The sequence below is a fragment of the Stenotrophomonas sp. FBCC-B152 genome, from assembly GCF_059134105.1.
Genome location: NZ_CP101442.1, coordinates 3,575,128 through 3,594,130, shown reverse-complemented (window position 1 = coordinate 3,594,130; position 19,003 = coordinate 3,575,128). Strand labels below are relative to the sequence as shown.

Sequence of the window (19,003 nt, the reverse complement as noted above, 5' to 3'; positions counted from 1 at the left end):
ACATGAGCGACAAGAGCGACATCCTCGAGACCATCCTGGCCCGCAAGGCCGTTGAAGTGGCCGAGCGCCGTGCACGGGTTCCCCTGGAAGCGCTGCAGGCACGCCTGGCGGGTGCCCCGCCGGTGCGCGGCTTCGCCGATGCGCTGCGCGCCTCGATCGCCGCCGGCAACCCGGCGGTGATCGCCGAGGTGAAGAAGGCCAGCCCGTCCAAGGGCGTGATCCGCCCGGATTTCCATCCGGCCGATATCGCGGTGAGCTACGAATTCGGTGGCGCCAGCTGCCTGTCGGTGCTGACCGACGTGGATTTCTTCCAGGGCGACGACGCCTACCTGCAGCAGGCCCGCGAGGCCTGCACGCTGCCGGTGCTGCGCAAGGACTTCGTGATCGATGCGTACCAGGTGTACGAAGCACGCGTGCTGGGCGCGGACTGCATCCTGCTGATCGTGGCCGCGCTGGAAGACCGCCAGCTGGCGGAGCTGTCCGACCTGGCCATGCAGCTGGGCATGGACGTGCTGGTGGAAGTGCATGACATCGACGAACTCGAACGCGCCATCCAGGTGCCGGTGCCGCTGATCGGCATCAACAACCGCAACCTGCGCACCTTCGAGGTGTCGCTGCAGACCACCCTGGACATGCGCCAGGCCGTGCCGCGCGACCGCCTGCTGGTGACCGAGAGCGGCATCCTGGGCGCCGACGACGTGAGCCTGATGCGCAACACCGGCGTGCATGCGTTCCTGGTGGGTGAGGCCTTCATGCGGGTCGAAGAACCCGGCGAGGGCCTGCGTCAGCTATTCTTCAGCGCATGACCGTGATCTATCCGACTCCGCGCGACGATGCGCCGCTGGTGGTTTTCGACTTCGACCACACCCTGTACGACGGCGATTCCGGCAGCCATCTGTTTGCCTCGCTGATCAAGCGCAACCCGCTGCGGCTGCTGGCCGCGCTGCTGGTCACCCCGATCGCCGGGCCGCTGGTGGCGATGCTGCCCACGCGGCGCACAGGCATTTCGGTGTACGTCTGGATCGCCACCTTCGGGCTGCATCGTGCGCGCGAGTTCAACCGGGTGATCGACGCCTACGTGCTGAAGCACGAGGCGCAGCTGCGCGCCAAGCTGCTGCCGCAGGCGCTGGAGGTATTCGCCGCGCACCGCGCGCAGGGCGACCGCGTGGTGGTGGCGACCGGCGCACCGCCGGAGCTGGCCCGTGCGATCCTGGCGTTTGTTGCCCACCAGGGCGTGCCGGTGATCGGCAGTGAAGTGGGCCCGCGTTTCGGTGCGGTGGGCGCTACCCGCCACTGCCACAACGAAGAAAAGATGCGCATGCTGCGCGAGCGCGGCTATGGCGACATCGACGTGGCCTACTCGGACAGCACCGCCGACCTGCCGCTGCTGTTGGCGGCCAAGGATCCGGTGGTGGTGAACCCGAAGCACTCCAAGGTGGCGTTCTTCCGCCAGGTGCTCAAGCCCGGCACCCGCATCCTCAACTGGGGCTGCGTGGACCGCGGCGGCGACCGGTAAGGCCGTATCGACCAACGGTCGATACCTGCCGATCAAGCGGTAGCGCACGACCGTTGGTCGTGCGACGGCGCACTGCGCCGGCCATCACGCACCCCACCACCCGTGAACGGCGCGGGAAATCTGGAACAGGCTGATTGAAAGCACCAGCACGCCCACCGCCACCAGCACCCAGCGCTCCTTGACCCGCTTGACCAGCACCGCGGCCAGCGGGGCGGCCATCATGCCGCCGATCAGCAGGCCGGCCACGATGTTCAGGTACTGCAGGCCCATCGAGAGCAGGAAGGTGATCGACACCGCCAGGGTCACCACGAACTCGGCCGCGTTGACCGTGCCGATGGTGGTGCGCGCCTGGCCGCCGCGGGCGAGCAGGGTGGAGGTGGCCACCGGGCCCCAGCCGCCGCCGCCGCTGGCGTCCAGCAGCCCGGCGACGAAGCCCAGCACCGGCACCCGCTTCACTTCCTGGCGCGGCACCAGCTTTCCGGCCGCGCGCAGCAGGATGAAGACCGCCAGCACCAGCAGGTAGCCGTAGATGAAGGGGCGGATCGCCTCGCCCGGCAGCTGGGTCAGCACATAGGCGCCCAGCACCCCGCCGACCGCGCCGGGCAGGGCCAGGCGCAGGAACAGCCGCTTGTCCACGTTGCCGGCCACGAGATGCGAAACGCCGGAGGCGCCTGTCGTGAACACCTCGGCGGTATGCACGCTTGCGCTCACCGCCGCCGGCGGCAGGCCCATGCTGAGCATCACCGAAGATGACACGAGCCCGAAGGCCATGCCCAGCGCGCCGTCCACCAGCTGCGCGCCAAGCCCGATCAGGATGAACCAGTAGAATTCGCTGCCAGGTGCCATGCCATCAGCCTAGCGGCAGCGCGTGAACGGCGTGATACGGCGTGACGACCCACGGTCGTCACCCACCGTCATCGGGTGCCGTACAGGACGACCGTCTTGCCCCGCGCATGCAGCAGCCCATCGCTCTGCAGCTTCTTCAGCACGCGGCCGGCCATTTCACGCGAGCAGCCGACCAGGCGGGCCAGCTCCTGGCGCGACACGCGCAGCTGGGTGCCCTGCGGGTGGCTCATGGCCTCCGGTTCGCGGGACAGGTCGTGCAGGGTGCGCACGATGCGGTCGGTGACATCCAGGAACGCCAGGCGGCTGGCCTTGCGGCTGGTGTCGAGCAGGCGCTTGGAGACCTGCTGGCCCAGTGCGTACAGCAGCCGGGGCGCATCGGTGGACAGCGGGCCCAGGAACAGCTGGTGCAGCCGCTCGTAGCTGATCTCGGCCAGCTCGCAGGGGGTCCGGGTGCGCAGGATCACCTCGCGGCGGTCGGTTTCCACGAACAGGCCCATCTCGCCGACGAACTCCCCGGAGCCGAAGTAGCCCAGGACCAGTTCGCGGTCGTCTTCTTCTTCAGCAATTATGGAAACCGAGCCGCTGATCACGTAATACAGGGTGCCGGCGGGGTCGCCGGGGCGGAAAACGTCCGTGCGGGCCGGGTAGCGGCGGCGGTGGCTGTGGGCCAGAAAGCGGTCAATGGTGGCGATGTCCAGGGCCAATGGACTTGTGGCAAGGCGCACAGATGACACGTTGAGGCGCTCCCTTTGCTCATGAACAATTCACGGCTATGTGCCGCGAGCTTAACGATCAGGGTTGTGAAGGGCAAACCCCAACACAGCAACTTGTTTCAATGCAAGTTTCGCCCCCGATCACTTTGCCCCATAATTGATCCTTTCCCACCACACACAGGATCGACCGCCGTGGTCAAGCCGTTGCCTCGCCTGAGGTTGCAGGGTTTCAACAACCTCACCAAGGCGCTGAGCTTCAACATCTATGACGTGTGTTACGCCCGCACCGAAGAGGAGCGTCAGCGTTACATTGAATACATCGATGAAGAGTACAACGCCGATAGGCTGACTCAAATCTTGACCGATGTCGCCGAGATCATCGGCGCCAACATCCTCAATGTCGCGCGCCAGGATTACGATCCGCAGGGCGCGTCGGTGACGATCCTGATCTCCGAAGAGCCGGTGATCGACAAGAAGCTGGCGGGCAAGGAGTTGATCTCCGATGCCGTGGTAGCGCACATGGACAAGAGCCACATCACCGTCCATACCTACCCCGAAACCCACCCGCAGGAAGGCATCGCGACGTTCCGCGCGGACATCGATGTGGCTACCTGTGGCGTGATTTCGCCGCTGAAGGCGCTGAACTACCTGATCGAAAGCCTCGAATCGGACATCGTGATCATGGACTACCGCGTCCGTGGCTTCACGCGTGACGTGAAGGGCAAGAAGCACTACATCGATCACAAGATCAACTCGATCCAGAACTTCCTGGCCAAGAACATCAAGTCGCGTTACGAGATGTTCGACGTCAACGTCTACCAGGAAAACATCTTCCACACGAAGATGCACCTGAAGGACTTCGACCTGGACCAGTACCTGTTCGAGGAAAAGGCCAAGAACATCTCGTTCAAGGAACGCATGAAGATCGAAGCGCTGCTCAAGCGCGAGATCGAAGAGCTGTTCCACGGCCGCAACCTGTCCGAGTAACACCACGCGACACCCGCCCGGGCCACGGCCCGGGTGGTGCTGCACAAGGCGGGACGCCCCGCCCTGTGGAACATCTGTTTTGCGCAGAAGTAATGTTCCACGGCAAGCTACCGACGACGGTCCGGTGTGAAGACACCGGGCCGTTTTGTTTTTGTTTAGGAGGCAACCCCCATGCCCTGGATCTACCTGCTGCTGGCCGGCATCTTTGAAATCGGCTTCGCCCTTGGCCTGAAGTACAGCGACGGCTTCAGCAAGCCCTGGCCCACCGTGGCCACCATCATTTCGGCCGGCATCAGCCTGACCTGCTGACCCAGGCCCTGCGCACCATCCCGGTTGGGACGGGTTATGCGATCTGGACCGGCATCGGCGCGCTGGGCGTGGCGATCCTCGGCATCTTCCTGTTCGGCGACAGCGCCTCGGCGCCGCGGCTGGCCTGCATCGGGCTGATCGTGGCCGGGGTGATCGGCCTGAAGCTCGTATCCGGCTGACCTTAAAGCCGGTAGGCGATGGTCTTCATGACCTTCGATGCCAGCGCCATCACCCCCGGAATCGGCGGCGGCAGCCTGCGCGCGCCGGCATGTTCGGCGTGGTCGGCGTGGCGGGCCTCGTCGATCTTCATCACCTTGAGGATCTCGCGGCTGCGCTGGTCGGTCGGGGGCAGGGTGTCCAGGTGCTCGTCCAGGTGGGCTTCCACCTGGCGCTCGGTTTCCACCACGAAGCCCAGGTTCCAGCCATCCCCGCGCAGCCCGGCCAGGGTGCCGATGGTGTAGCTGCCGGCGTACCAGATCGGGTTGAACAGGCTGGGCCGGCTGTCCAGCTCGCGCAGGCGCCGGGCGCACCAGGCCAGGTGGTCGGTCTCTTCCTGAGCCGCCTCGAGCAGGTGGGCGCGCGTTTCCGGCTCCCTTGCTACCGCGGCCTGGCCGAAGTACAGGCCCTGCGCGCAGACCTCGCCCACATGGTTGATCCGCATCAGGCCGGCGGCATGGCGGCGGGCCGGGGCGGGCATCGGCGCGTCCGGGGTCGCCTCGGCCGGGTACGGGCGGCTGGCCGGCGGGTTGCCGAACACCGTGTCCAGGGCACGCTGGGCCTCGTTCAGCAGGTGGTCGAGCGGGGTGATCTGGCGGAACGCGGTCATGCGGTCGGGCATCGCGGCGGGGGATCACCGATTCTCGCCCCCCGGCGCCGGTCTGCCAACCCGTGCCACCGGCCGATTTGCATGTGGGCCAAATGGCCAGTACAATCCCGCCTCTTCACAACGCGTGGCAGAGTTCCGGCCGCTCCATGGCCGCAATGAGCCCGACCTACCTGAGTTCTTTCATGAGCACTTTCACTGCAAAGTCCGAGACCGTCCAGCGCGACTGGTATCTCGTCGACGCTTCCGGCAAGACGCTGGGCCGTCTGTCCACCGAGCTGGCCCGCCGTCTGCGCGGCAAGCACAAGCCGGTCTACACCCCCCACGTTGATACCGGTGATTACCTGGTTGTCATCAATGCAGAAAAGATTGCCGTCACCGGCAACAAGCTGCAGGACAAGCTGTACCACCGCTTCACTGGCTACATCGGCAACCTGAAGACCGAAACTCTGGCCCAGGCGCTGGAGCGCCACCCGGAGCGCGTCATCGAAACCGCCGTCAAGGGCATGCTGCCGAAGGGCCCGCTGGGCCGCGCCATGTACCGCAAGCTCAAGGTGTACTCGGGTTCCGAGCACCCGCACGCCGCTCAGCAGCCCCAGGTTCTGGATATCTAATCATGGCTATCACTCAAAACTACGGCACCGGCCGCCGCAAGTCCTCCACCGCCCGCGTGTTCCTGCGCAAGGGTGCCGGCAACATCACCGTCAATGGCCGTCCGCTGGACGAGTTCTTTGGCCGTGAGACCGCACGCATGATCGTGCGTCAGCCGCTGGAACTGACCAAGAACACCGAATCGTTCGACATCATGGTCACCGCCGCTGGCGGCGGCACCACCGGCCAGGCCGGTGCGATCCGCCTGGGCATCGCCCGCGCGCTGGTCGAGTACGACGAAACCCTGAAGTCCGAGCTGCGCAAGGCTGGCTTCATGACCCGTGACGCCCGTGAAGTCGAGCGTAAGAAGGTCGGCCTGCACAAGGCACGTCGCGCTACCCAGTTCTCCAAGCGCTGATCCATCGCGTCTGGAAAGCAAAAGCCCGGCTTCGGCCGGGCTTTTGTCGTTTCAGGGGAACCGGGTGCGCTTACACCGCGCCCGGGTCGCCCTTGGCCTTGCTGCGTGGCCAGTAGCCGCCGCCCCGCTTGGGCGCGGGCGCGCGCTTGCGCGGTCGGTCGTGGCCGGCCGCATGCCCCGGCATCCAGGCTTCCTGGGCGGACTTGGGCATGGAGTCCACGCCGGTGCCGGCCACCCCGCGCGCCAACGGCGCCAGGTGACGCAGTGCCCGCGCATAGACCCCGCGCTTGAACATCACCACGTGCTCGACCGGGTACCAGAAATCCACCCAGCGCCACTGGTCGAACTCGGGGCTGTCGGTATGGTCCAGTTTCACGTGCGATTCGTCGCCGGCCAGGCGCAGCAGGAACCAGACCTGCTTCTGGCCGATGCAGACCTGCCGTTCATTGCGGCGGATGGCACGGGCGGGCAGGCGATAGCGCAGCCAGCCCGGTGTCGCACCCAGCACTTCGACGTGCTCTGGCAACAGCCCGGTTTCTTCATGCAACTCGCGATACATGGCTTCGACAGGCGTCTCGTCGGTATTCATGCCACCCTGCGGGAACTGCCAGCCATCCCGGCGCACACGTCGTGCCCAGAACACCTGCCCGTCCTGCCGCATCAGCACGATGCCGACGTTCGGTCGATAGCCGTCCGGATCGATCACGATGCGGACTCCTAGAAAAATCTACTGGTCAGGACTGTGACACGCCCGCTGCCCACTCACAAGCGCGGTGAAAAGGTGTTGACAGATTCCGTTTACATGTCCAGAATTGCCGGCTCACTGAGGCTATGTAGCTCAGCCGGTTAGAGCACAGCACTCATAATGCTGGGGTCGGTGGTTCGAGTCCACCCATAGCCACCAAGTCCGCTTGGTTTTCCAGTGAGAAAGTGCAACAATTGCACGCACGTTTTGCCCCGTCGCCAAGCGGTAAGGCACCTGACTCTGACTCAGGCATTCGGTGGTTCGAATCCATCCGGGGCAGCCAAATACGAAAGAGACCGATCGAAAGATCGGTCTTTTTTTTTTGCTCCGCGCCGGGCGGGATGAACGGGCACCCTGAACCGTATCGAGAATGATTCAGTTACGAAATTGACAACCATTCTCGTTTCGATTGGAATAGCCACAGGCCGATCCGGGCCTGCCTGCCGAGTCCGCACGTGTACGTCTGCATCTGTAACGGGGTAACCGACCACCAGATCCGCGAAGCCGCCCAGAGCGGTGTCGCCAGCGTGTCCGAGCTGACCATGCGCACCGGCTGTGGCGCCACCTGCGGTTCCTGCCTGGACATGGCAGCCGACCTGCTGGCCAAGGCCCGCAACACCCACGACCTGCCGTTGCCCGTTCTGGGGTTGGCGCAGGTCGCCTGAGGTTCTACCGCATGTACAGGCGTTCAAAGGTGGACGGAAGGTCCGCCAGTTCGCGCTGCAGGTAATCAACGCGGCCGATCGATTCGAGCCAGGCCACGAACACGTCATCAGTGAAGCAGGCGCGCACCTCGTCCAGCAGCTGCGTGCGCGCAGGCTGTGGAAGCCAATCGACGATGGGACTGATCTCGCCCGCTTCGGTGGTCGTGGACGGGCGCAGGCAATGCGACCAGCCCCAGGTGATGGCGGGGTAGGCTTCCGGATCCAGTTCGGACGGAGCGCGCTGGAGGCCGGTCAGCAGAGCGTGCGCGCCGATCAGCCAGACGATCATCTGCGCGCGCCAGTGCGGTGACTCGATGGCAAGTACCGAACGGAACCAGCCGCCTACCTGTGTCGCTGGAAGGTACTTCGCGCACAGCAACAGAGATGCGCTCAGGTCGCCGCTGGCGTCCCACCATCGCCACACCTGGCTGGGGTTTCTATTCGAGCGATGCAGCAGCCGCCCGACCACGATGTCGCCGTCCTGCCAACAACGCGGCTCCATCAGGCAGCGCCCCAGCGTCGCCAGGACATCCTGCTGGAACCCCGGGTACGCGGACGCCGTGCCTTCGCCGTAGTGCGCCATGAAGCCGGTGACCAGAAGCTCCGTCAGCGTCTCGTCAATCCACGCGCGGTCATCGGCCGCACATTGTGCAAGCAGGTAGTGAAACCAGTCGCGCCACTCCTGCCGTTGGCCGAACGACACGGTTCCCGAAGCGATCTCCGCGAGCGGCCTCAGGATGTCGCCGGCCGCCAATGCGTCCAGGTTGCCCATCAGCTCCGGGAAGTGGCGGCGCTCCTCTCCCATGAACCAAGCTTCTCCCATGGGTGACGTGGGCCGCCGGAAGTGGTCACGCAGCCGGGAAAGTGCCGCAGGGTCGATTCCCACGCCCGGGCACCATGCATATCCTTGGTTCATGCGGTCTCCATCCGGTGGATTTCACGTGGTCTGAATGAAACGCTTTCTGGCTGGATTGCGCAACTAAGGTTGATTCGCGTTCCTTCATCACCCCGCGCAACGCGCTACAGTGCCGGCGTTTTCACGCTGCAGGAGCACGCTCATGAAAGGCGACGCCAAGGTCATCGAATTCCTCAACAAGGTCCTCTACAACGAGCTGACCGCGATCAACCAGTACTTCCTGCATGCCAAGATGCTGAAGAACTGGGGTCTGAAGGAACTGGCCGACCACGAATACAAGGAATCGATCGAGGAGATGAAGCACGCCGACGTGCTCTCCGATCGCATCCTGTTCCTTGAGGGACTGCCGAACTTCCAGGCGCTGGGCAAGCTGCGCATTGGCGAGAACCCGACCGAGATCCTGCAGTGCGACCTCGCCCTCGAGCGCGAAGGCACCGTCACCCTGCGTGAGGCGGTCGCCTACGCCGATTCGGTTGGCGATTACGTCAGCCGCCAGCTGTTCGTGAAGATCCTCGACAACGAGGAAGAGCACATCGACTGGCTGGAAACCCAGCTGGAGCTGATCGAGCGCATCGGCGAGCCGAACTACCTGCTCACCAAGCTGGAAGACTGATTCAGCGCGCGGCGGTGGCGCGGATGCTGGCCAGGTAGCCGGCCAGCGCCAGCCGCGCACGCGCGTATTCGGCAATCAGCAGCGCCACGGCCACGGCCGGGCGCTCCAGCGTGCCGGCACGGGCGTCGTGTTCAATCCGGCGGGCCGCCACCGACAACGCCATCGCCCCCACGTTCGCACTGGCCGACTTCAGGCTGTGCGCCAGCGCGCGCAGTTTTTCCAGGTCGGCGGCCACCGAGGCATCCTGCAGCTGCCGGATCAATGGCGGGGTGTCTTCCAGGAACACGGCGATGATGGTCGCGGTCTCCGCACCGATCACTTCCTGCAGCTCATCCAGCACGCCGGTGTCGAGCACCCCGGGCGCGCCATCGTCACTGCCTGGCTCAGCGACCAGCGGCGGCAGCGGTGGCGGCAACGGGGTGGGGGCCGGTGCCAGCACCGGTACAGCGGGCGGCGCGGCCCGCGCCGGCGCGGATGTATTGCGCGCGTCGGCGGCGTTGTCTTCCATCGTGAACTGCCAGCGCAGCAGGCAGGCCTGCAGTGATTCGCGGTTGACCGGTTTGGACAGGTAATCGTCCATGCCGGCCTGCAGGCAGCGCTCGCGGTCGCCGGCCATCGCGTTGGCGGTCATCGCCACGATCGGCAGCCGGGTGCGCCCTTCGGCCGCTTCCTGCTCGCGCCAGCGGCGGGTGGCGCTGTAGCCATCCAGGACCGGCATCTGGCAGTCCATCAGCACCAGGTCGAAGGCGCGGGCCTGCAGCTGCTGCAGGCCCTGTTCGCCATCGGTGGCCGTGGTGACGGTGCAGCCCAGCACCTGCAACAGCCGCTGGGCGACCAGCAGGTTGACGCTGTTGTCTTCCACCAGCAGCAGGCGCAGGCCGAGCTGCGGCGCCTCCACCGGGCCGCTGTAGGCCTCCACGCTGGCCAGCAGGGGCGCCGGGCGCGCACTGGCTACCGCCGGGCGCAGCACGGCATGCAGGTCCACGTCGCCGGCCTCGCGCGGCAGCACGTGGGTGTTCTCGCGCAGCAGCGCGGCCAGCTGCTCGTCGCCCTGCAGCCACAGCAGGCGCGGGGTGGGGGTGCGGGCATCGTGCAGCACCGCGCGGTGCAGCGCCGTGGCGCCGTGGCGCAGTGCATGCGTGTCGGCGATCACCCAGGCCAGGTCCGGCTCGATCCCCGGGCGCACCGGCGCGCGCAGGATGTCCAACGCGGCGGATGCGCTGTCCACCGTGTGCAAGCGGATGTCGTGGTGCTGCAGCACGCGCTGCAGGCGCTGCACCAGCAGCGGGTCTTCGCTGACCAGCAGCGCGCGCGTGGTGAGCGGTGCGGCCGGCAGGTCGCCGACGACCTTCAGCAGTGGAATCTCGAACCAGAACGTGGCGCCGTGGCGCGGGGTCGAACTCACCCCGATGCTGCCGTGCATCAGGTCGATGATGCGCTTGCAGATGGCCAGGCCCAGCCCGGTGCCGCCGTAGATGCGGGTGGTGGAGGCATCGGCCTGGCTGAAGGACTGGAACAACCGCGCCTGCAGGGTGCCCTCGATGCCGATGCCGGTGTCGATCACTTCGAAACGCAGCTGGTGCTGGCTGGCTGTCTCGCCCTGGCGGGTCACCCGCAGGCGGATCTGGCCGCGCTCGGTGAACTTGATGGCGTTCACCATCAGGTTGCCCAGCACCTGACGCAGCCGCACCGGGTCGCCGCGCACCGACAGCCGCACGGCCGGGTCCAGCTCCAGCGATACCGCCAGGCCCTTGGCTTCGGCGCTGCGCTGCATGAGCTGGACGATGCCTTCCAGAAGCTCGCGCAGGTTGAACGTGGTGATCTCCAGGTCCAGGCCCTTGGCCTCCAGCCGGGAGTAATCGAGGATGTCGTCGACGATGCGCAGCAGCTGCTGCGAGCTGACCGTGGCGGTCTGCAGCATCTGCCGCTGGTCGGTGCCCAGCTGGCCGCGCGCGATCAGGTCCAGCATCGGCAGGATGCCGTTGAGCGGGGTGCGGATCTCGTGGCTCATGGTGGCCAGGAACTCGCCCTTGGCCAGCGCCGCCGCTTCGGCCGCCTGCTTGGCCTGCAGCAGTTCCTGTTCCAGCATGTCCTGCTGCTGCATGGCGCGCTGCAGGTGGTCGCGCTCGCCGGCCAGCGCTTCGTGGCGGCGCTGGCCCAGGGCCAGCTGCGCCTGCAGCTCACGCCAGCGGCTCACGCCGACCAGCGCGGCGATCACGCCCACCACGGAGGTGCCGGCGGCGATGATCGGCCACGGGCCATTGGCGCCGGCTGCGGCCATGCCGCTGGCGGTCGCGGCCAGGGCGGCCGCGATCGCCGCCAGCCACAGTGCGAAGGGAACCCGTCCTTGGGCCGTCATGGTCAGAGCACCGCGGTGTGGAAGTCGAAGTTCAGTTCGCTCCCGGCCGACTGCACCATGTTGCCCTGGATGAAATCGACCCCGCCCATCCACATTGCCGCCGCGGCCTGGGGGTCTTCGATCTGCTGGCCGATGATCAGCGCCCCGGCGCGGTGCGCGGCATCGATCGCGCCGCGCAGTTCATCGCGGGTCTGCTGGTTGGCATGGCTGCTGGAGAAGCGGGCGGCCATGCGCACGAATGCCAGCGGCAACTGGCCGAGCAGGGCATTGGCTTCGCCGCTGGGCTCGAACTGGCTCAGGCAGAAGCGCACCCCGGCCGCGCTCATGCGCGAACAGAACTGCTGCAGGGTGACGGTGTGGATCAACGCGTCAGGCAGGCGCACGTCGATGACCAGCGCGCTGCCGGGCAGCTGGCGCTGCTGCAGGGTTTCCAGCAGCCAGTCGGCGAAGGCATCGCGGGCCAGGGTGCGCAGCGACTGCGACACGAACAGGCTCAGCGGTTGGGTGGCGTGCTGGTACAGATCCAGCAGGCCCAGCGCATGGTCCAGTACCTGCTGGTCCAGGTCGGCGATGCGGCCGGCCGCTTCCGCAGCGGGAATCACCTGGCCGGCGTTGAGCACGCTGCCATCGGCCTGGCGCAGGCGCAGCAGCACCTGGTACTGGGCGGTGTTGCCGCCGGCCACGGCCACGATCGGCTGGTAGGCCGGTTCGAGCTGGCCTTCCAGCATGGCCAGGTGTTCCTGCGCGGCCACGTCTTCGCGGCGCACGTGCGCGGCCACCCCGGAGGGCAACAGCCGCGCCTGCAGCGTGGTGCGCTCCACCGCTTCCAGCGCGGTGCCGGCATCGCCGAAGCCGCCGGAGAGCTGGGCATGCCCGACCACGCCGCGCAGGTGCACCGATTCCTCATCGCGGATCACGAACGAGCGTGCGGACAGTTCATCGCGCAGCTGGTGCGCCATCGCGTCCAGCGATTCCTCGTCAAGGCCACGGGCCACGACCAGGAAGCTGTTGTCGTTCAGGCGCGCCAGCAGGTGCGGGTGCGCGTTGTCGGCCAGCCGCTGCGCGGCCTGCACCATCAGCCGTTCGAACGCGGCATAGCCGTAGCGTTCGCGCAGGCCCAGGGCACTGGCCACTTCGATGAAGAACAGGCCGCCATGCTCGCCGTGCGCCAGCGCCGTGCTGAGCTGCTGCATCACGTGGTGGCGGGTCGGCAGGCCGGTCTCGGGGTTGTTCATGGCCGGCGCACCCTGCGCGCCCGGCTGCATCGCCGCCTGCGCACGGGCGCGGCGGATGCGGTTGGAGACGGCGGCAATCAGGTGGCGCGGGCGGATCGGCTTGCTCAGGAAATCGTCGGCGCCGCTGTCGAGCACTTCGAACTGGCGCTCCGGGTCCGGGTCGCCGCTGAGGAACACGATCGGCAGCAGCTGCTGGCCCGGCTGCTGGCGGATCAGCGCGGTCAGGCGCATGCCATCCAGGCCCGGCAGGTGCAGGTCCATCAGGATCAGGTCCGGGCGCTGGTCGTTGATCACCTGCTGCACGCCTTCGGCGTCGCTGTGCACGATCGCTTCCATGCCGGCGCCATGCAGCACGCTCTGTGCGAACAGGGCCTGCGAGCGGTCGTCTTCGACAATCAGCACGCGGTAGGGCGCCTCGCTGCCCAGCGGCGGCGTGTTGGCATCGTCCTGCTGCCACTGCGACGGCGGCAGCACCGGCGGGGTGGACACGGCAGCGGCGGCGGCAGCGTTGAGCGGCACCACGTTGCTGGGCGCGGGCGCCACGGCGGGCGCGTCGGCGCTGGCCCAGCGCTGCCAATGATCGGCGGGCGGGGTTTCGGCGCGGGTGGCGCGGGTGGATGCAACAGCGTTGTCTTGGACGGCCATCAGTACTCCCAGTCTGCGGCGCGATTATGCGGCATCGCGGTCGGCCAGTGCCCCGGGCTTGCCCGCCGGTTGCCGCAGCAGCCAGCGCATGCCCTTCCACAGGGTGCGCCAGACCAGCCAGACCACCAGCGCGCCGACCAGGCTGCACGCCACCACGACGATCAATGCCAGCCACGGGTGCGCCAGCGCCAACGCCAGGCCGCCCACCACCACCGTGTCTTCCGCTGCCGAGGCCACCCAGTTGCTGGCCGGCTCCGGCGAGGTATTGAGCAGGGCACGCGTGCCCGATTTCAGGCCATGGCTGGCCAGGGCCACCCCGGCACCGGCGGCCAGCGCCGTGGTGCTGAGTTCGCCGGTGGGCGAGAGCGTGGCCGCGGCCAGGAAGGCGCCCGCGGGTACCCGGGCCAGGGTCTGGACCAGGTCCCAGGCCGAGTCAACCCCGGGGATCTTGTCGGCGACGAATTCGGTGATGGCCAGCGCGGCCGAGGTGCCCAGCACCCACCACGACTCGGTGGCGTGCAGCGCCGGCGGCAGATCGACCCAGCCCAGCATGCCGGCCAGGCCCACCCCGAACACCGTGAGGTACACGCGGATGCCGGCCAGCCAGGCCAGCAGGATGCCGATCACGAACAGGTGGGCCTCGGTCATGGCAGGCGCTCCGGCGAAAGTGTGCACAGGCCCACACTATCGGGGATGACGTCCCTGAACGCTACTGTCCTGCAGGGGGGCAGGGGCGAAAAATGTGCCAACCCTGACTTACACTAACCAGTCGCTCTTCCCGACAGGGGCCGTGTCGGTATCGCCCAAGCCGCGGTGCCGCCGTATTCGCCATGAACAACCCGACACCTTCCCGCATCCAGATCCGCCGCCCCGGAACCCCGGTGGCGCCCGATCGCCGCCGCCTGCTGATCCTGGCCGGCATCTGGCTGGCCAGCCTGGTCCTGGCCGTGCTGCTGGGGCGCTGGACCGCCGGCCCCGGCGGTGACCCCGGCCGCCAGCTCGACGCCGCCGAAGCGCGCGCCGAAACGCTGCAGAAGCAGGTGGTGGAGCTGCAGCAGACCCAGGCCACCCTGCAGGCCTCGGACCGGATCAGCCGCGCGGCCAACAACGAGGTGCAGACCTCGCTGGGCGAGCGCGATGAGGAAATCGCCGGCCTGCGTGCCGACGTTGCCTTCTACGAACGCCTGGTCGGGTCCACCAGCCAGCGCAAGGGCCTGAACACCCATTCCATCGAGTTCTCGCCGGAAGCGGGGGGCACCTGGCAGTACGCCGTGGTGCTGACCCAGAACCTCAACCGTGGCGCGATCAGCCAGGGCCAGATGCGGTTTACGGTTGAAGGCGTCAAGGACGGCAAGTTGACCTCGGTCAGCTGGGACGAGCTGCACCAGCGCACCAAGGTGCCGGGCCAGGAGTATTCCTTCCGGTACTTCCAGCAGCTCACCGGCAGCATCATGTTGCCCAAGGACTTCACCCCGCAACGTGTGCGGGTCACGCTGGGAACCGGCGCAGGGGGCGCCACCCAGGTATTCGACTGGAAGCAGGCCGGAGCACCGGCTGCAGCAACGGCAAAAGAAGGGGAGTAAGCCCATGTTTGGCAGCAACAAATCCAACCGCGACGGGCATCTGGTCGTGGACGCGCTGATCGGCGCGCAGGTCGTGATCCGGGGAGACGTGGAATTCAGCGGTGGCCTGTATGTGGAAGGCACCATCCTGGGCAAGGTGATCGCCCAGGAAGGCGCCACCACGGCCACCCTCACGCTGGCCGAGCAGGGCAGCATCGAAGGCGAGATCCGCGCCCACGTGGTGGTGGTCAGTGGCCGCCTGGATGGCGACGTGCACGCCAGCGAGCGGGTCGAGCTGACCCCCAGCGCCCGGGTCACCGGCAATGTCCACTACCAGGTGGTGGAAATGAACGCCGGCGCCCAGCTGACCGGCCGCCTGATCCATGGCGGTGCCCAGATGGCGCTGCCGCCGCCGGCCGACGACAGCGCCGACCGCAAGGACGGCAATGCCCGCAAGAAGCTGGCCGAAGCGATGGCCTGAACGGCCGGTGCTTGAAAGCGTGCCCATGCACCCCCATGCTGGGTGCATGAGCACGCTAGTTTCCCTGCCCGGCGCCCCCACCCCCGCCGCTGCGCCGCATTACCAGTCGCTGGACCGTCCCCTGAACTTCACCGAAGCCGCTGCGGCCAAGGTCAAGGAACTGATCCAGGACGAGGCCAGCGATGCATTGGCCCTGCGCGTCTACATCCAGGGCGGTGGCTGTTCCGGTTTCCAGTACGGCTTCGAGTTCGACGAGAACCGCGCCGAGGACGACCTGGCCGTGGACACCAACGGCGTGACCCTGCTGGTCGATCCGCTCAGCCTGCAGTACCTGATGGGCGCCGAAGTGGATTACACCGAAAGCCTCACCGGCGCGCAGTTCGTGATCCGCAATCCGAACGCGAAAACCACGTGCGGCTGCGGCAGCAGTTTCAGCATGTGATGGCCACGGCGGTGCTGCACGGCACCGCTTGCTGTTCCGGTTGAATAGCGGCAGGCTTCAGGGATGTCCAATGTCTCTTTGCCGCTTGCCGGTTTTGCTTTCACCACCGAACCCCTTGAACGCGCCGATACCCTGCGCGACGACGCCGATGCGTTGTTGCGGCTGTGGCCGCAGGCGCACGTGCTTGTGCTGGATCCCGATGGCCGCGCGCTGGCCGGCGACGACGGCCAGCCGCTGGCGCTGACCGGCGCCCAGGTCGGGGGCGGCCCCGGCACGGCCATCTTCCTCGGCCTGCGCGGCGAGCAGGCGTGGTTCTCGGTCGAATCCGCCGCCGTCGATGCCCCGGCGCCCCAGCGCGTGGACCTGCGCGAATCGGCCACCACCTGGTCGGCCGCCGATGCCAGCGCCTTCTGTTATGCCCGCGGCATGTCCTACTGGCAATCGCGCACCCGCTTCTGCGGCGTGTGCGGCGGCGCCGTGGCCTTCACCCGTGGCGGTTTCATCGGCCGCTGCGCCAAGTGCAACACCGAACACTACCCGCGCGTGGACCCGGCGGTGATCGTGGCGGTGGAAAACAACGGGCGCCTGCTGCTCGGCCGCCAGGCCAACTGGGCCCCGCGCCGCTATTCGGTGCTGGCCGGGTTCGTGGAACCGGGCGAATCGCTGGAACAGACCGTGGTCCGTGAGGTCTTCGAGGAAAGCCGGGTGCGCGTGCGCAGCTGCCGCTACCTCGGCACCCAGCCATGGCCGTTCCCCGGCGCGCTGATGCTGGGCTTCAGTGCAACGGCCGAAGACGACGTGCCCACCGTGGATGGCGAGCTGGAAGACGCGCGCTGGTTCACTGCCGAGGAAGTGGGCGCGGCGCTGGCCCGTGACATCGAAGACGACGGGGTGGGCATCCGCCTGTCGCCGCCGATCTCGATTTCACGCAGCCTGATCGAGCACTGGTACCGCAACCAGGTGAGCTGAGCCAGGCACCACGTTGCCGCTGCCTGAACACGGGGCGGCATACATTACCTGTGACCCGGGGAATTGCCGGGTCCCAAGGCATAGTAGCGCCCAGAAACCGAACGGAGGCCGCCATGTTCACCACCCTGGTCGCAGTACTGGTTGCCTTGGCCCTGGGCCATGTCGCGCCTGCCGCGGCCGTGGCGCTGCGTCGCTTCGGCTGGTACCGGCGCTGGCTGCAGTGGTTGGACGCGCATGCGGCCGAAACCGGCTTCTGGCGCGGCCGCCACGGCTGGCTGGTGGCGGTGGTTCCGTTCGTGCTGGTGCTGGCCCTGCTGCAATGGGCGCTGCATGAGCGCCTGTTCGGGTTGCCGTCGCTGCTGCTGGGCATCGCCACGCTGGTGATGTGCTGGGGGCCGCGCGACCTCGACCGCGACGTGGAAGCGGTGATCGACGCCGATGATGCGCATGCCCGGCATGCGGCCATCGGCCAGCTGCAGTCGGCCGGCGGCAGCCTGCACGAAGACGTGCCATCGCTGGTGGAAGTCACCGTGCTCAACGCCCTGCGCCGCTGGTTCGCGGTGCTGTTCTGGTTCCTGCTGCTGGGCCCGGTGGGCGCGCTGGCGTACCGCCTGCTCGCGCTGCTGGCGGTGGGGCCGATGCGCTCACTGGCCGACGTGGAAACCGTGGTGGGCGCACGCCAGCTGCTGTCGTGGCTGGAGTGGCCGGTGGCGCAGCTGATGTCGCTGTCGATGGCGCTGGTGGGCAACTTCGATACGGCCTTCAAGGCCTGGCGCGAAGCGCACGGCAACCGTTGGGCGGCCTCCACGGATTTCCTGGGCGCCGTGGCGCGCGCCAGTGTCAGTGCCGAACTGCGCGAAGACGCGCACGATTACAGCGATGCGGGCATGGTGCCGGTGTGGCGCCGCCTGCCGGAGCTGCGCGATGCGATGAGCCTGGTCTGGCGCATGCTGTTGTTGTGGATGGCCGCGCTTGCGTTGCTGGTCATCGCCGGCTGGGTGACCTAAGGCGCCAGCAGCGCGAACGGCATCCACGGCAGGTTGCGCAGCACCGCATAGCCGACCAGCAGCACCAGCCAGAAGGTGGGATTGGCCAGCACCCGCATCAGCGGGTCCAGTGCGCGCATGCGCACGCCTGCGTTGTTGAGCAGCATCAACAGCAGGAACGGCAGCGAGATCACCAGCAGCGGATTCATCGCCATCGCGCCGGACCAGTCGAAGTGCACCAGCGAATACAGGCAGCGGGTGCTGCCGCAACCGGGGCAGTACAACCCGGTCAATGCATACAGCGGGCAACCCGGCAGCGGGCTGTTGCCGGCATACGGGCTGACGTGGCGCAGCACCACGGTCGCGCCCACGGCCAGCCCGGCCGTGACGGCCAGCGGCGCCCAACGCGACAGGGTGGAACGGGAAGGCATCGTCATGACGGCAGAACGGCCCGAGCCGGGCACCCTTCGCGGGCGCCGGACCGGGCCGTCCAGGGGGCGATCAGTAGTTGCCGCCGCCCATCGCGCCGCCGATGCCCATCACCACGACCAGGATGATGTAGAGCACGATGGCCACGACGCCGATGATGGCCGACCACATGGCCCACTTCTTGGCCTTGTCCGACGACTCGCGCGCACCGGCGATGTCACCGACGGCCAGCTTGCCGTTGACCTGCGCGGCATACACGATCGACACGATGCCGGCCGGCAGGCAGCAGAACAGGGTGGTCAGGATGGCCCAGACCAGGTTGTTGGGGACTTGCGGGGCAGTGGCGTTCATCGGTGAAGCTCCATTTTTTTGGGTGGGTTGAACGAAGGGTGTTTCACAGGTCGGAAAGAGCGCCCAGCGCGGCCATGCCGCCAAACAGGCCAAACCACAACAGCAGCAGTACCGGCATGGCAAGCGCCGATGCCAGTGCCCATCCGCCGGCCTTGCGCGATGCGTCATACGCACCGGCCAGGTCGCCGGCCGCGCGGCGGCCATCGACCTGGGCCGCATACACGATCGACACCACGCCCAACGGCAGGCAGCAGAACAGCGTTGTCAGGATGGCCCAGACCAGATGGTTGGGAACGACAACGCCCGGTGGGGTGGGTGGCGGCAGATGATTCACGTACGACTCCATTCCATTGGCTGTCTCCC

23 protein-coding genes, 2 tRNA genes and 1 pseudogene are annotated in these 19,003 nt (G+C 67.2%); 15 read left to right on the top strand and 11 right to left on the bottom strand.

The features are described from left to right. Positions 1-2 precede the first annotated feature (2 nt). Both trpC and NMB40_RS16440 read left to right on the top strand, forming a co-directional pair. Positions 3-806: an indole-3-glycerol phosphate synthase TrpC gene (gene trpC / locus NMB40_RS16445; protein ID WP_494359115.1), complete on the top strand. Its 804-nt coding sequence runs from the start codon at positions 3-5 to the stop codon at positions 804-806. Next, positions 803-1,516, top strand: coding sequence for a haloacid dehalogenase-like hydrolase (locus NMB40_RS16440; protein ID WP_494359114.1), 714 nt, complete (start codon positions 803-805; stop codon positions 1,514-1,516). The genes trpC and NMB40_RS16440 overlap by 4 nt, the downstream gene beginning before the upstream one ends. Before the next feature lie 84 nt (positions 1,517-1,600). Here the strand turns inward: NMB40_RS16440 and NMB40_RS16435 are convergent, their stop codons facing one another. Together NMB40_RS16435 and crp are read right to left on the bottom strand one after the other, a co-directional pair. After that, complete coding sequence (locus tag NMB40_RS16435) at positions 1,601-2,362, bottom strand: sulfite exporter TauE/SafE family protein (protein WP_494359113.1); 762 nt, start codon at positions 2,360-2,362, stop codon at positions 1,601-1,603. Between the two features lie 68 nt (positions 2,363-2,430). After that, positions 2,431-3,096, bottom strand: coding sequence for a cAMP-activated global transcriptional regulator CRP (gene crp, locus NMB40_RS16430; protein ID WP_068854282.1), 666 nt, complete (start codon positions 3,094-3,096; stop codon positions 2,431-2,433). Between the two features lie 171 nt (positions 3,097-3,267). Between crp and speD the strand changes: the two genes are divergently transcribed. Then, positions 3,268-4,062 carry an adenosylmethionine decarboxylase gene (gene speD / locus NMB40_RS16425; protein ID WP_017354544.1) on the top strand — a complete coding sequence of 265 codons (795 nt, stop codon included), beginning with the start codon at positions 3,268-3,270 and terminating at the stop codon, positions 4,060-4,062. 171 nt (positions 4,063-4,233) lie between these two features. Further along, positions 4,234-4,550, top strand: a pseudogene (locus tag NMB40_RS16420) (DMT family transporter). A gap of 2 nt (positions 4,551-4,552) precedes the next feature. Here NMB40_RS16420 and coq7 read toward each other — a convergent pair. After that, positions 4,553-5,197, bottom strand: coding sequence for a 2-polyprenyl-3-methyl-6-methoxy-1,4-benzoquinone monooxygenase (coq7, locus tag NMB40_RS16415; RefSeq protein ID WP_494361092.1), 645 nt, complete (start codon positions 5,195-5,197; stop codon positions 4,553-4,555). A gap of 182 nt (positions 5,198-5,379) precedes the next feature. Here coq7 and rplM point away from each other — a divergent pair, with 182 nt between their 5' ends. Together rplM and rpsI are read left to right on the top strand one after the other, a co-directional pair. After that, positions 5,380-5,808 (top strand): 50S ribosomal protein L13, encoded by a 429-nt coding sequence (gene rplM / locus NMB40_RS16410; protein ID WP_017354548.1) that lies wholly within the window; start codon positions 5,380-5,382, stop codon positions 5,806-5,808. Between the two features lie 2 nt (positions 5,809-5,810). Then, positions 5,811-6,203 (top strand): 30S ribosomal protein S9, encoded by a 393-nt coding sequence (gene rpsI / locus NMB40_RS16405; protein WP_017354549.1) that lies wholly within the window; start codon positions 5,811-5,813, stop codon positions 6,201-6,203. A gap of 70 nt (positions 6,204-6,273) precedes the next feature. Here rpsI and NMB40_RS16400 read toward each other — a convergent pair whose 3' ends face one another. Next, positions 6,274-6,909: an RNA pyrophosphohydrolase gene (locus tag NMB40_RS16400; protein ID WP_282243308.1), complete on the bottom strand. Its 636-nt coding sequence runs from the start codon at positions 6,907-6,909 to the stop codon at positions 6,274-6,276. A gap of 121 nt (positions 6,910-7,030) precedes the next feature. Between NMB40_RS16400 and NMB40_RS16395 the strand changes: the two genes are divergently transcribed. From NMB40_RS16395 to NMB40_RS16385, 3 genes are all read left to right on the top strand, one after another. Beyond that, positions 7,031-7,107 (top strand) — tRNA-Met (locus NMB40_RS16395). A 49-nt stretch (positions 7,108-7,156) separates the two neighbouring features. Continuing rightward, positions 7,157-7,231: transfer RNA gene (locus NMB40_RS16390), tRNA-Gln, on the top strand. 172 nt (positions 7,232-7,403) lie between these two features. Beyond that, positions 7,404-7,613 carry a (2Fe-2S)-binding protein gene (locus NMB40_RS16385; protein ID WP_068854279.1) on the top strand — a complete coding sequence of 70 codons (210 nt, stop codon included), beginning with the start codon at positions 7,404-7,406 and terminating at the stop codon, positions 7,611-7,613. Positions 7,614-7,617: 4 nt separating this feature from the next. Here NMB40_RS16385 and NMB40_RS16380 read toward each other — a convergent pair whose 3' ends face one another. Continuing rightward, positions 7,618-8,568 (bottom strand): hypothetical protein, encoded by a 951-nt coding sequence (locus NMB40_RS16380; RefSeq protein ID WP_494359112.1) that lies wholly within the window; start codon positions 8,566-8,568, stop codon positions 7,618-7,620. Positions 8,569-8,710: 142 nt separating this feature from the next. Between NMB40_RS16380 and bfr the strand changes: the two genes are divergently transcribed. After that, positions 8,711-9,181, top strand: a complete 471-nt coding sequence (gene bfr / locus NMB40_RS16375; RefSeq protein WP_282243312.1) for a bacterioferritin — start codon at positions 8,711-8,713, stop codon at positions 9,179-9,181. A gap of 1 nt (position 9,182) precedes the next feature. Here bfr and NMB40_RS16370 read toward each other — a convergent pair whose 3' ends face one another. From NMB40_RS16370 to NMB40_RS16360, 3 genes are read right to left on the bottom strand one after another with little or no spacing between them, the layout of a single operon-like run. Then, on the bottom strand, positions 9,183-11,504 hold the full coding sequence (locus NMB40_RS16370; protein ID WP_494361091.1) for a hybrid sensor histidine kinase/response regulator: 2,322 nt from the start codon (positions 11,502-11,504) through the stop codon (positions 9,183-9,185). Between the two features lie 38 nt (positions 11,505-11,542). Next, on the bottom strand, positions 11,543-13,420 hold the full coding sequence (locus NMB40_RS16365; RefSeq protein WP_448143749.1) for an EAL domain-containing protein: 1,878 nt from the start codon (positions 13,418-13,420) through the stop codon (positions 11,543-11,545). Between the two features lie 24 nt (positions 13,421-13,444). After that, on the bottom strand, positions 13,445-14,068 hold the full coding sequence (locus NMB40_RS16360; RefSeq protein WP_494359111.1) for a DUF4126 domain-containing protein: 624 nt from the start codon (positions 14,066-14,068) through the stop codon (positions 13,445-13,447). A 182-nt stretch (positions 14,069-14,250) separates the two neighbouring features. Here NMB40_RS16360 and NMB40_RS16355 point away from each other — a divergent pair, with 182 nt between their 5' ends. From NMB40_RS16355 to ampE, 5 genes are all read left to right on the top strand, one after another. Next, the gene (locus NMB40_RS16355) at positions 14,251-15,003 is read left to right on the top strand and encodes a DUF6776 family protein (protein ID WP_494359110.1); all 753 of its coding nucleotides are present in this window, start codon (positions 14,251-14,253) and stop codon (positions 15,001-15,003) included. Between the two features lie 4 nt (positions 15,004-15,007). Continuing rightward, a complete protein-coding gene (locus NMB40_RS16350) occupies positions 15,008-15,463 on the top strand; it encodes a bactofilin family protein (protein WP_282243320.1) in 456 nt (151 codons plus the stop codon). A 46-nt stretch (positions 15,464-15,509) separates the two neighbouring features. After that, positions 15,510-15,905: an iron-sulfur cluster insertion protein ErpA gene (gene erpA / locus NMB40_RS16345; protein WP_282243322.1), complete on the top strand. Its 396-nt coding sequence runs from the start codon at positions 15,510-15,512 to the stop codon at positions 15,903-15,905. A 63-nt stretch (positions 15,906-15,968) separates the two neighbouring features. Next, entirely contained in the window at positions 15,969-16,874 is a 906-nt protein-coding gene (gene nudC / locus NMB40_RS16340) for an NAD(+) diphosphatase (RefSeq protein WP_494359109.1), read from the top strand. Positions 16,875-16,987: 113 nt separating this feature from the next. Then, complete coding sequence (gene ampE / locus NMB40_RS16335; RefSeq protein WP_494359108.1) at positions 16,988-17,881, top strand: regulatory signaling modulator protein AmpE; 894 nt, start codon at positions 16,988-16,990, stop codon at positions 17,879-17,881. On the opposite strand, the gene NMB40_RS16330 is transcribed toward ampE, so the two are convergent. The 3 genes from NMB40_RS16330 to NMB40_RS16320 all read right to left on the bottom strand — a co-directional run bounded on the left by NMB40_RS16330 (position 17,878) and on the right by NMB40_RS16320 (position 18,974). Then, a complete protein-coding gene (locus tag NMB40_RS16330) occupies positions 17,878-18,297 on the bottom strand; it encodes a DUF2752 domain-containing protein (protein ID WP_448143747.1) in 420 nt (139 codons plus the stop codon). The two genes, ampE and NMB40_RS16330, sit on opposite strands and share 4 nt — an antisense overlap. A 64-nt stretch (positions 18,298-18,361) precedes the next feature. Further along, positions 18,362-18,640: a CD225/dispanin family protein gene (locus NMB40_RS16325; protein WP_282243330.1), complete on the bottom strand. Its 279-nt coding sequence runs from the start codon at positions 18,638-18,640 to the stop codon at positions 18,362-18,364. A gap of 43 nt (positions 18,641-18,683) precedes the next feature. Next, entirely contained in the window at positions 18,684-18,974 is a 291-nt protein-coding gene (locus tag NMB40_RS16320; RefSeq protein WP_339446464.1) for a CD225/dispanin family protein, read from the bottom strand. Positions 18,975-19,003 lie beyond the last annotated feature (29 nt).

Bases quoted from the DNA above. Each gene is read 5' to 3' on its own strand.
- trpC (WP_494359115.1), top strand. From the start codon at position 3: ATGAGCGACAAGAGCGACATCCTCGAGACCATCCTGGCCCGCAAGGCC.
- NMB40_RS16440 (WP_494359114.1), top strand. From the start codon at position 803: ATGACCGTGATCTATCCGACTCCGCGCGACGATGCGCCGCTGGTGGTT.
- NMB40_RS16435 (WP_494359113.1), bottom strand. From the start codon at position 2,362: ATGGCACCTGGCAGCGAATTCTACTGGTTCATCCTGATCGGGCTTGGC.
- coq7 (WP_494361092.1), bottom strand. From the start codon at position 5,197: ATGACCGCGTTCCGCCAGATCACCCCGCTCGACCACCTGCTGAACGAG.
- rplM (WP_017354548.1), top strand. From the start codon at position 5,380: ATGAGCACTTTCACTGCAAAGTCCGAGACCGTCCAGCGCGACTGGTAT.
- rpsI (WP_017354549.1), top strand. From the start codon at position 5,811: ATGGCTATCACTCAAAACTACGGCACCGGCCGCCGCAAGTCCTCCACC.
- NMB40_RS16380 (WP_494359112.1), bottom strand. From the start codon at position 8,568: ATGAACCAAGGATATGCATGGTGCCCGGGCGTGGGAATCGACCCTGCG.
- bfr (WP_282243312.1), top strand. From the start codon at position 8,711: ATGAAAGGCGACGCCAAGGTCATCGAATTCCTCAACAAGGTCCTCTAC.
- NMB40_RS16365 (WP_448143749.1), bottom strand. From the start codon at position 13,420: ATGGCCGTCCAAGACAACGCTGTTGCATCCACCCGCGCCACCCGCGCC.
- NMB40_RS16360 (WP_494359111.1), bottom strand. From the start codon at position 14,068: ATGACCGAGGCCCACCTGTTCGTGATCGGCATCCTGCTGGCCTGGCTG.
- NMB40_RS16355 (WP_494359110.1), top strand. From the start codon at position 14,251: ATGAACAACCCGACACCTTCCCGCATCCAGATCCGCCGCCCCGGAACC.
- NMB40_RS16350 (WP_282243320.1), top strand. From the start codon at position 15,008: ATGTTTGGCAGCAACAAATCCAACCGCGACGGGCATCTGGTCGTGGAC.
- erpA (WP_282243322.1), top strand. From the start codon at position 15,510: ATGAGCACGCTAGTTTCCCTGCCCGGCGCCCCCACCCCCGCCGCTGCG.
- nudC (WP_494359109.1), top strand. From the start codon at position 15,969: ATGTCCAATGTCTCTTTGCCGCTTGCCGGTTTTGCTTTCACCACCGAA.
- ampE (WP_494359108.1), top strand. From the start codon at position 16,988: ATGTTCACCACCCTGGTCGCAGTACTGGTTGCCTTGGCCCTGGGCCAT.
- NMB40_RS16330 (WP_448143747.1), bottom strand. From the start codon at position 18,297: ATGACGATGCCTTCCCGTTCCACCCTGTCGCGTTGGGCGCCGCTGGCC.
- NMB40_RS16325 (WP_282243330.1), bottom strand. From the start codon at position 18,640: ATGAACGCCACTGCCCCGCAAGTCCCCAACAACCTGGTCTGGGCCATC.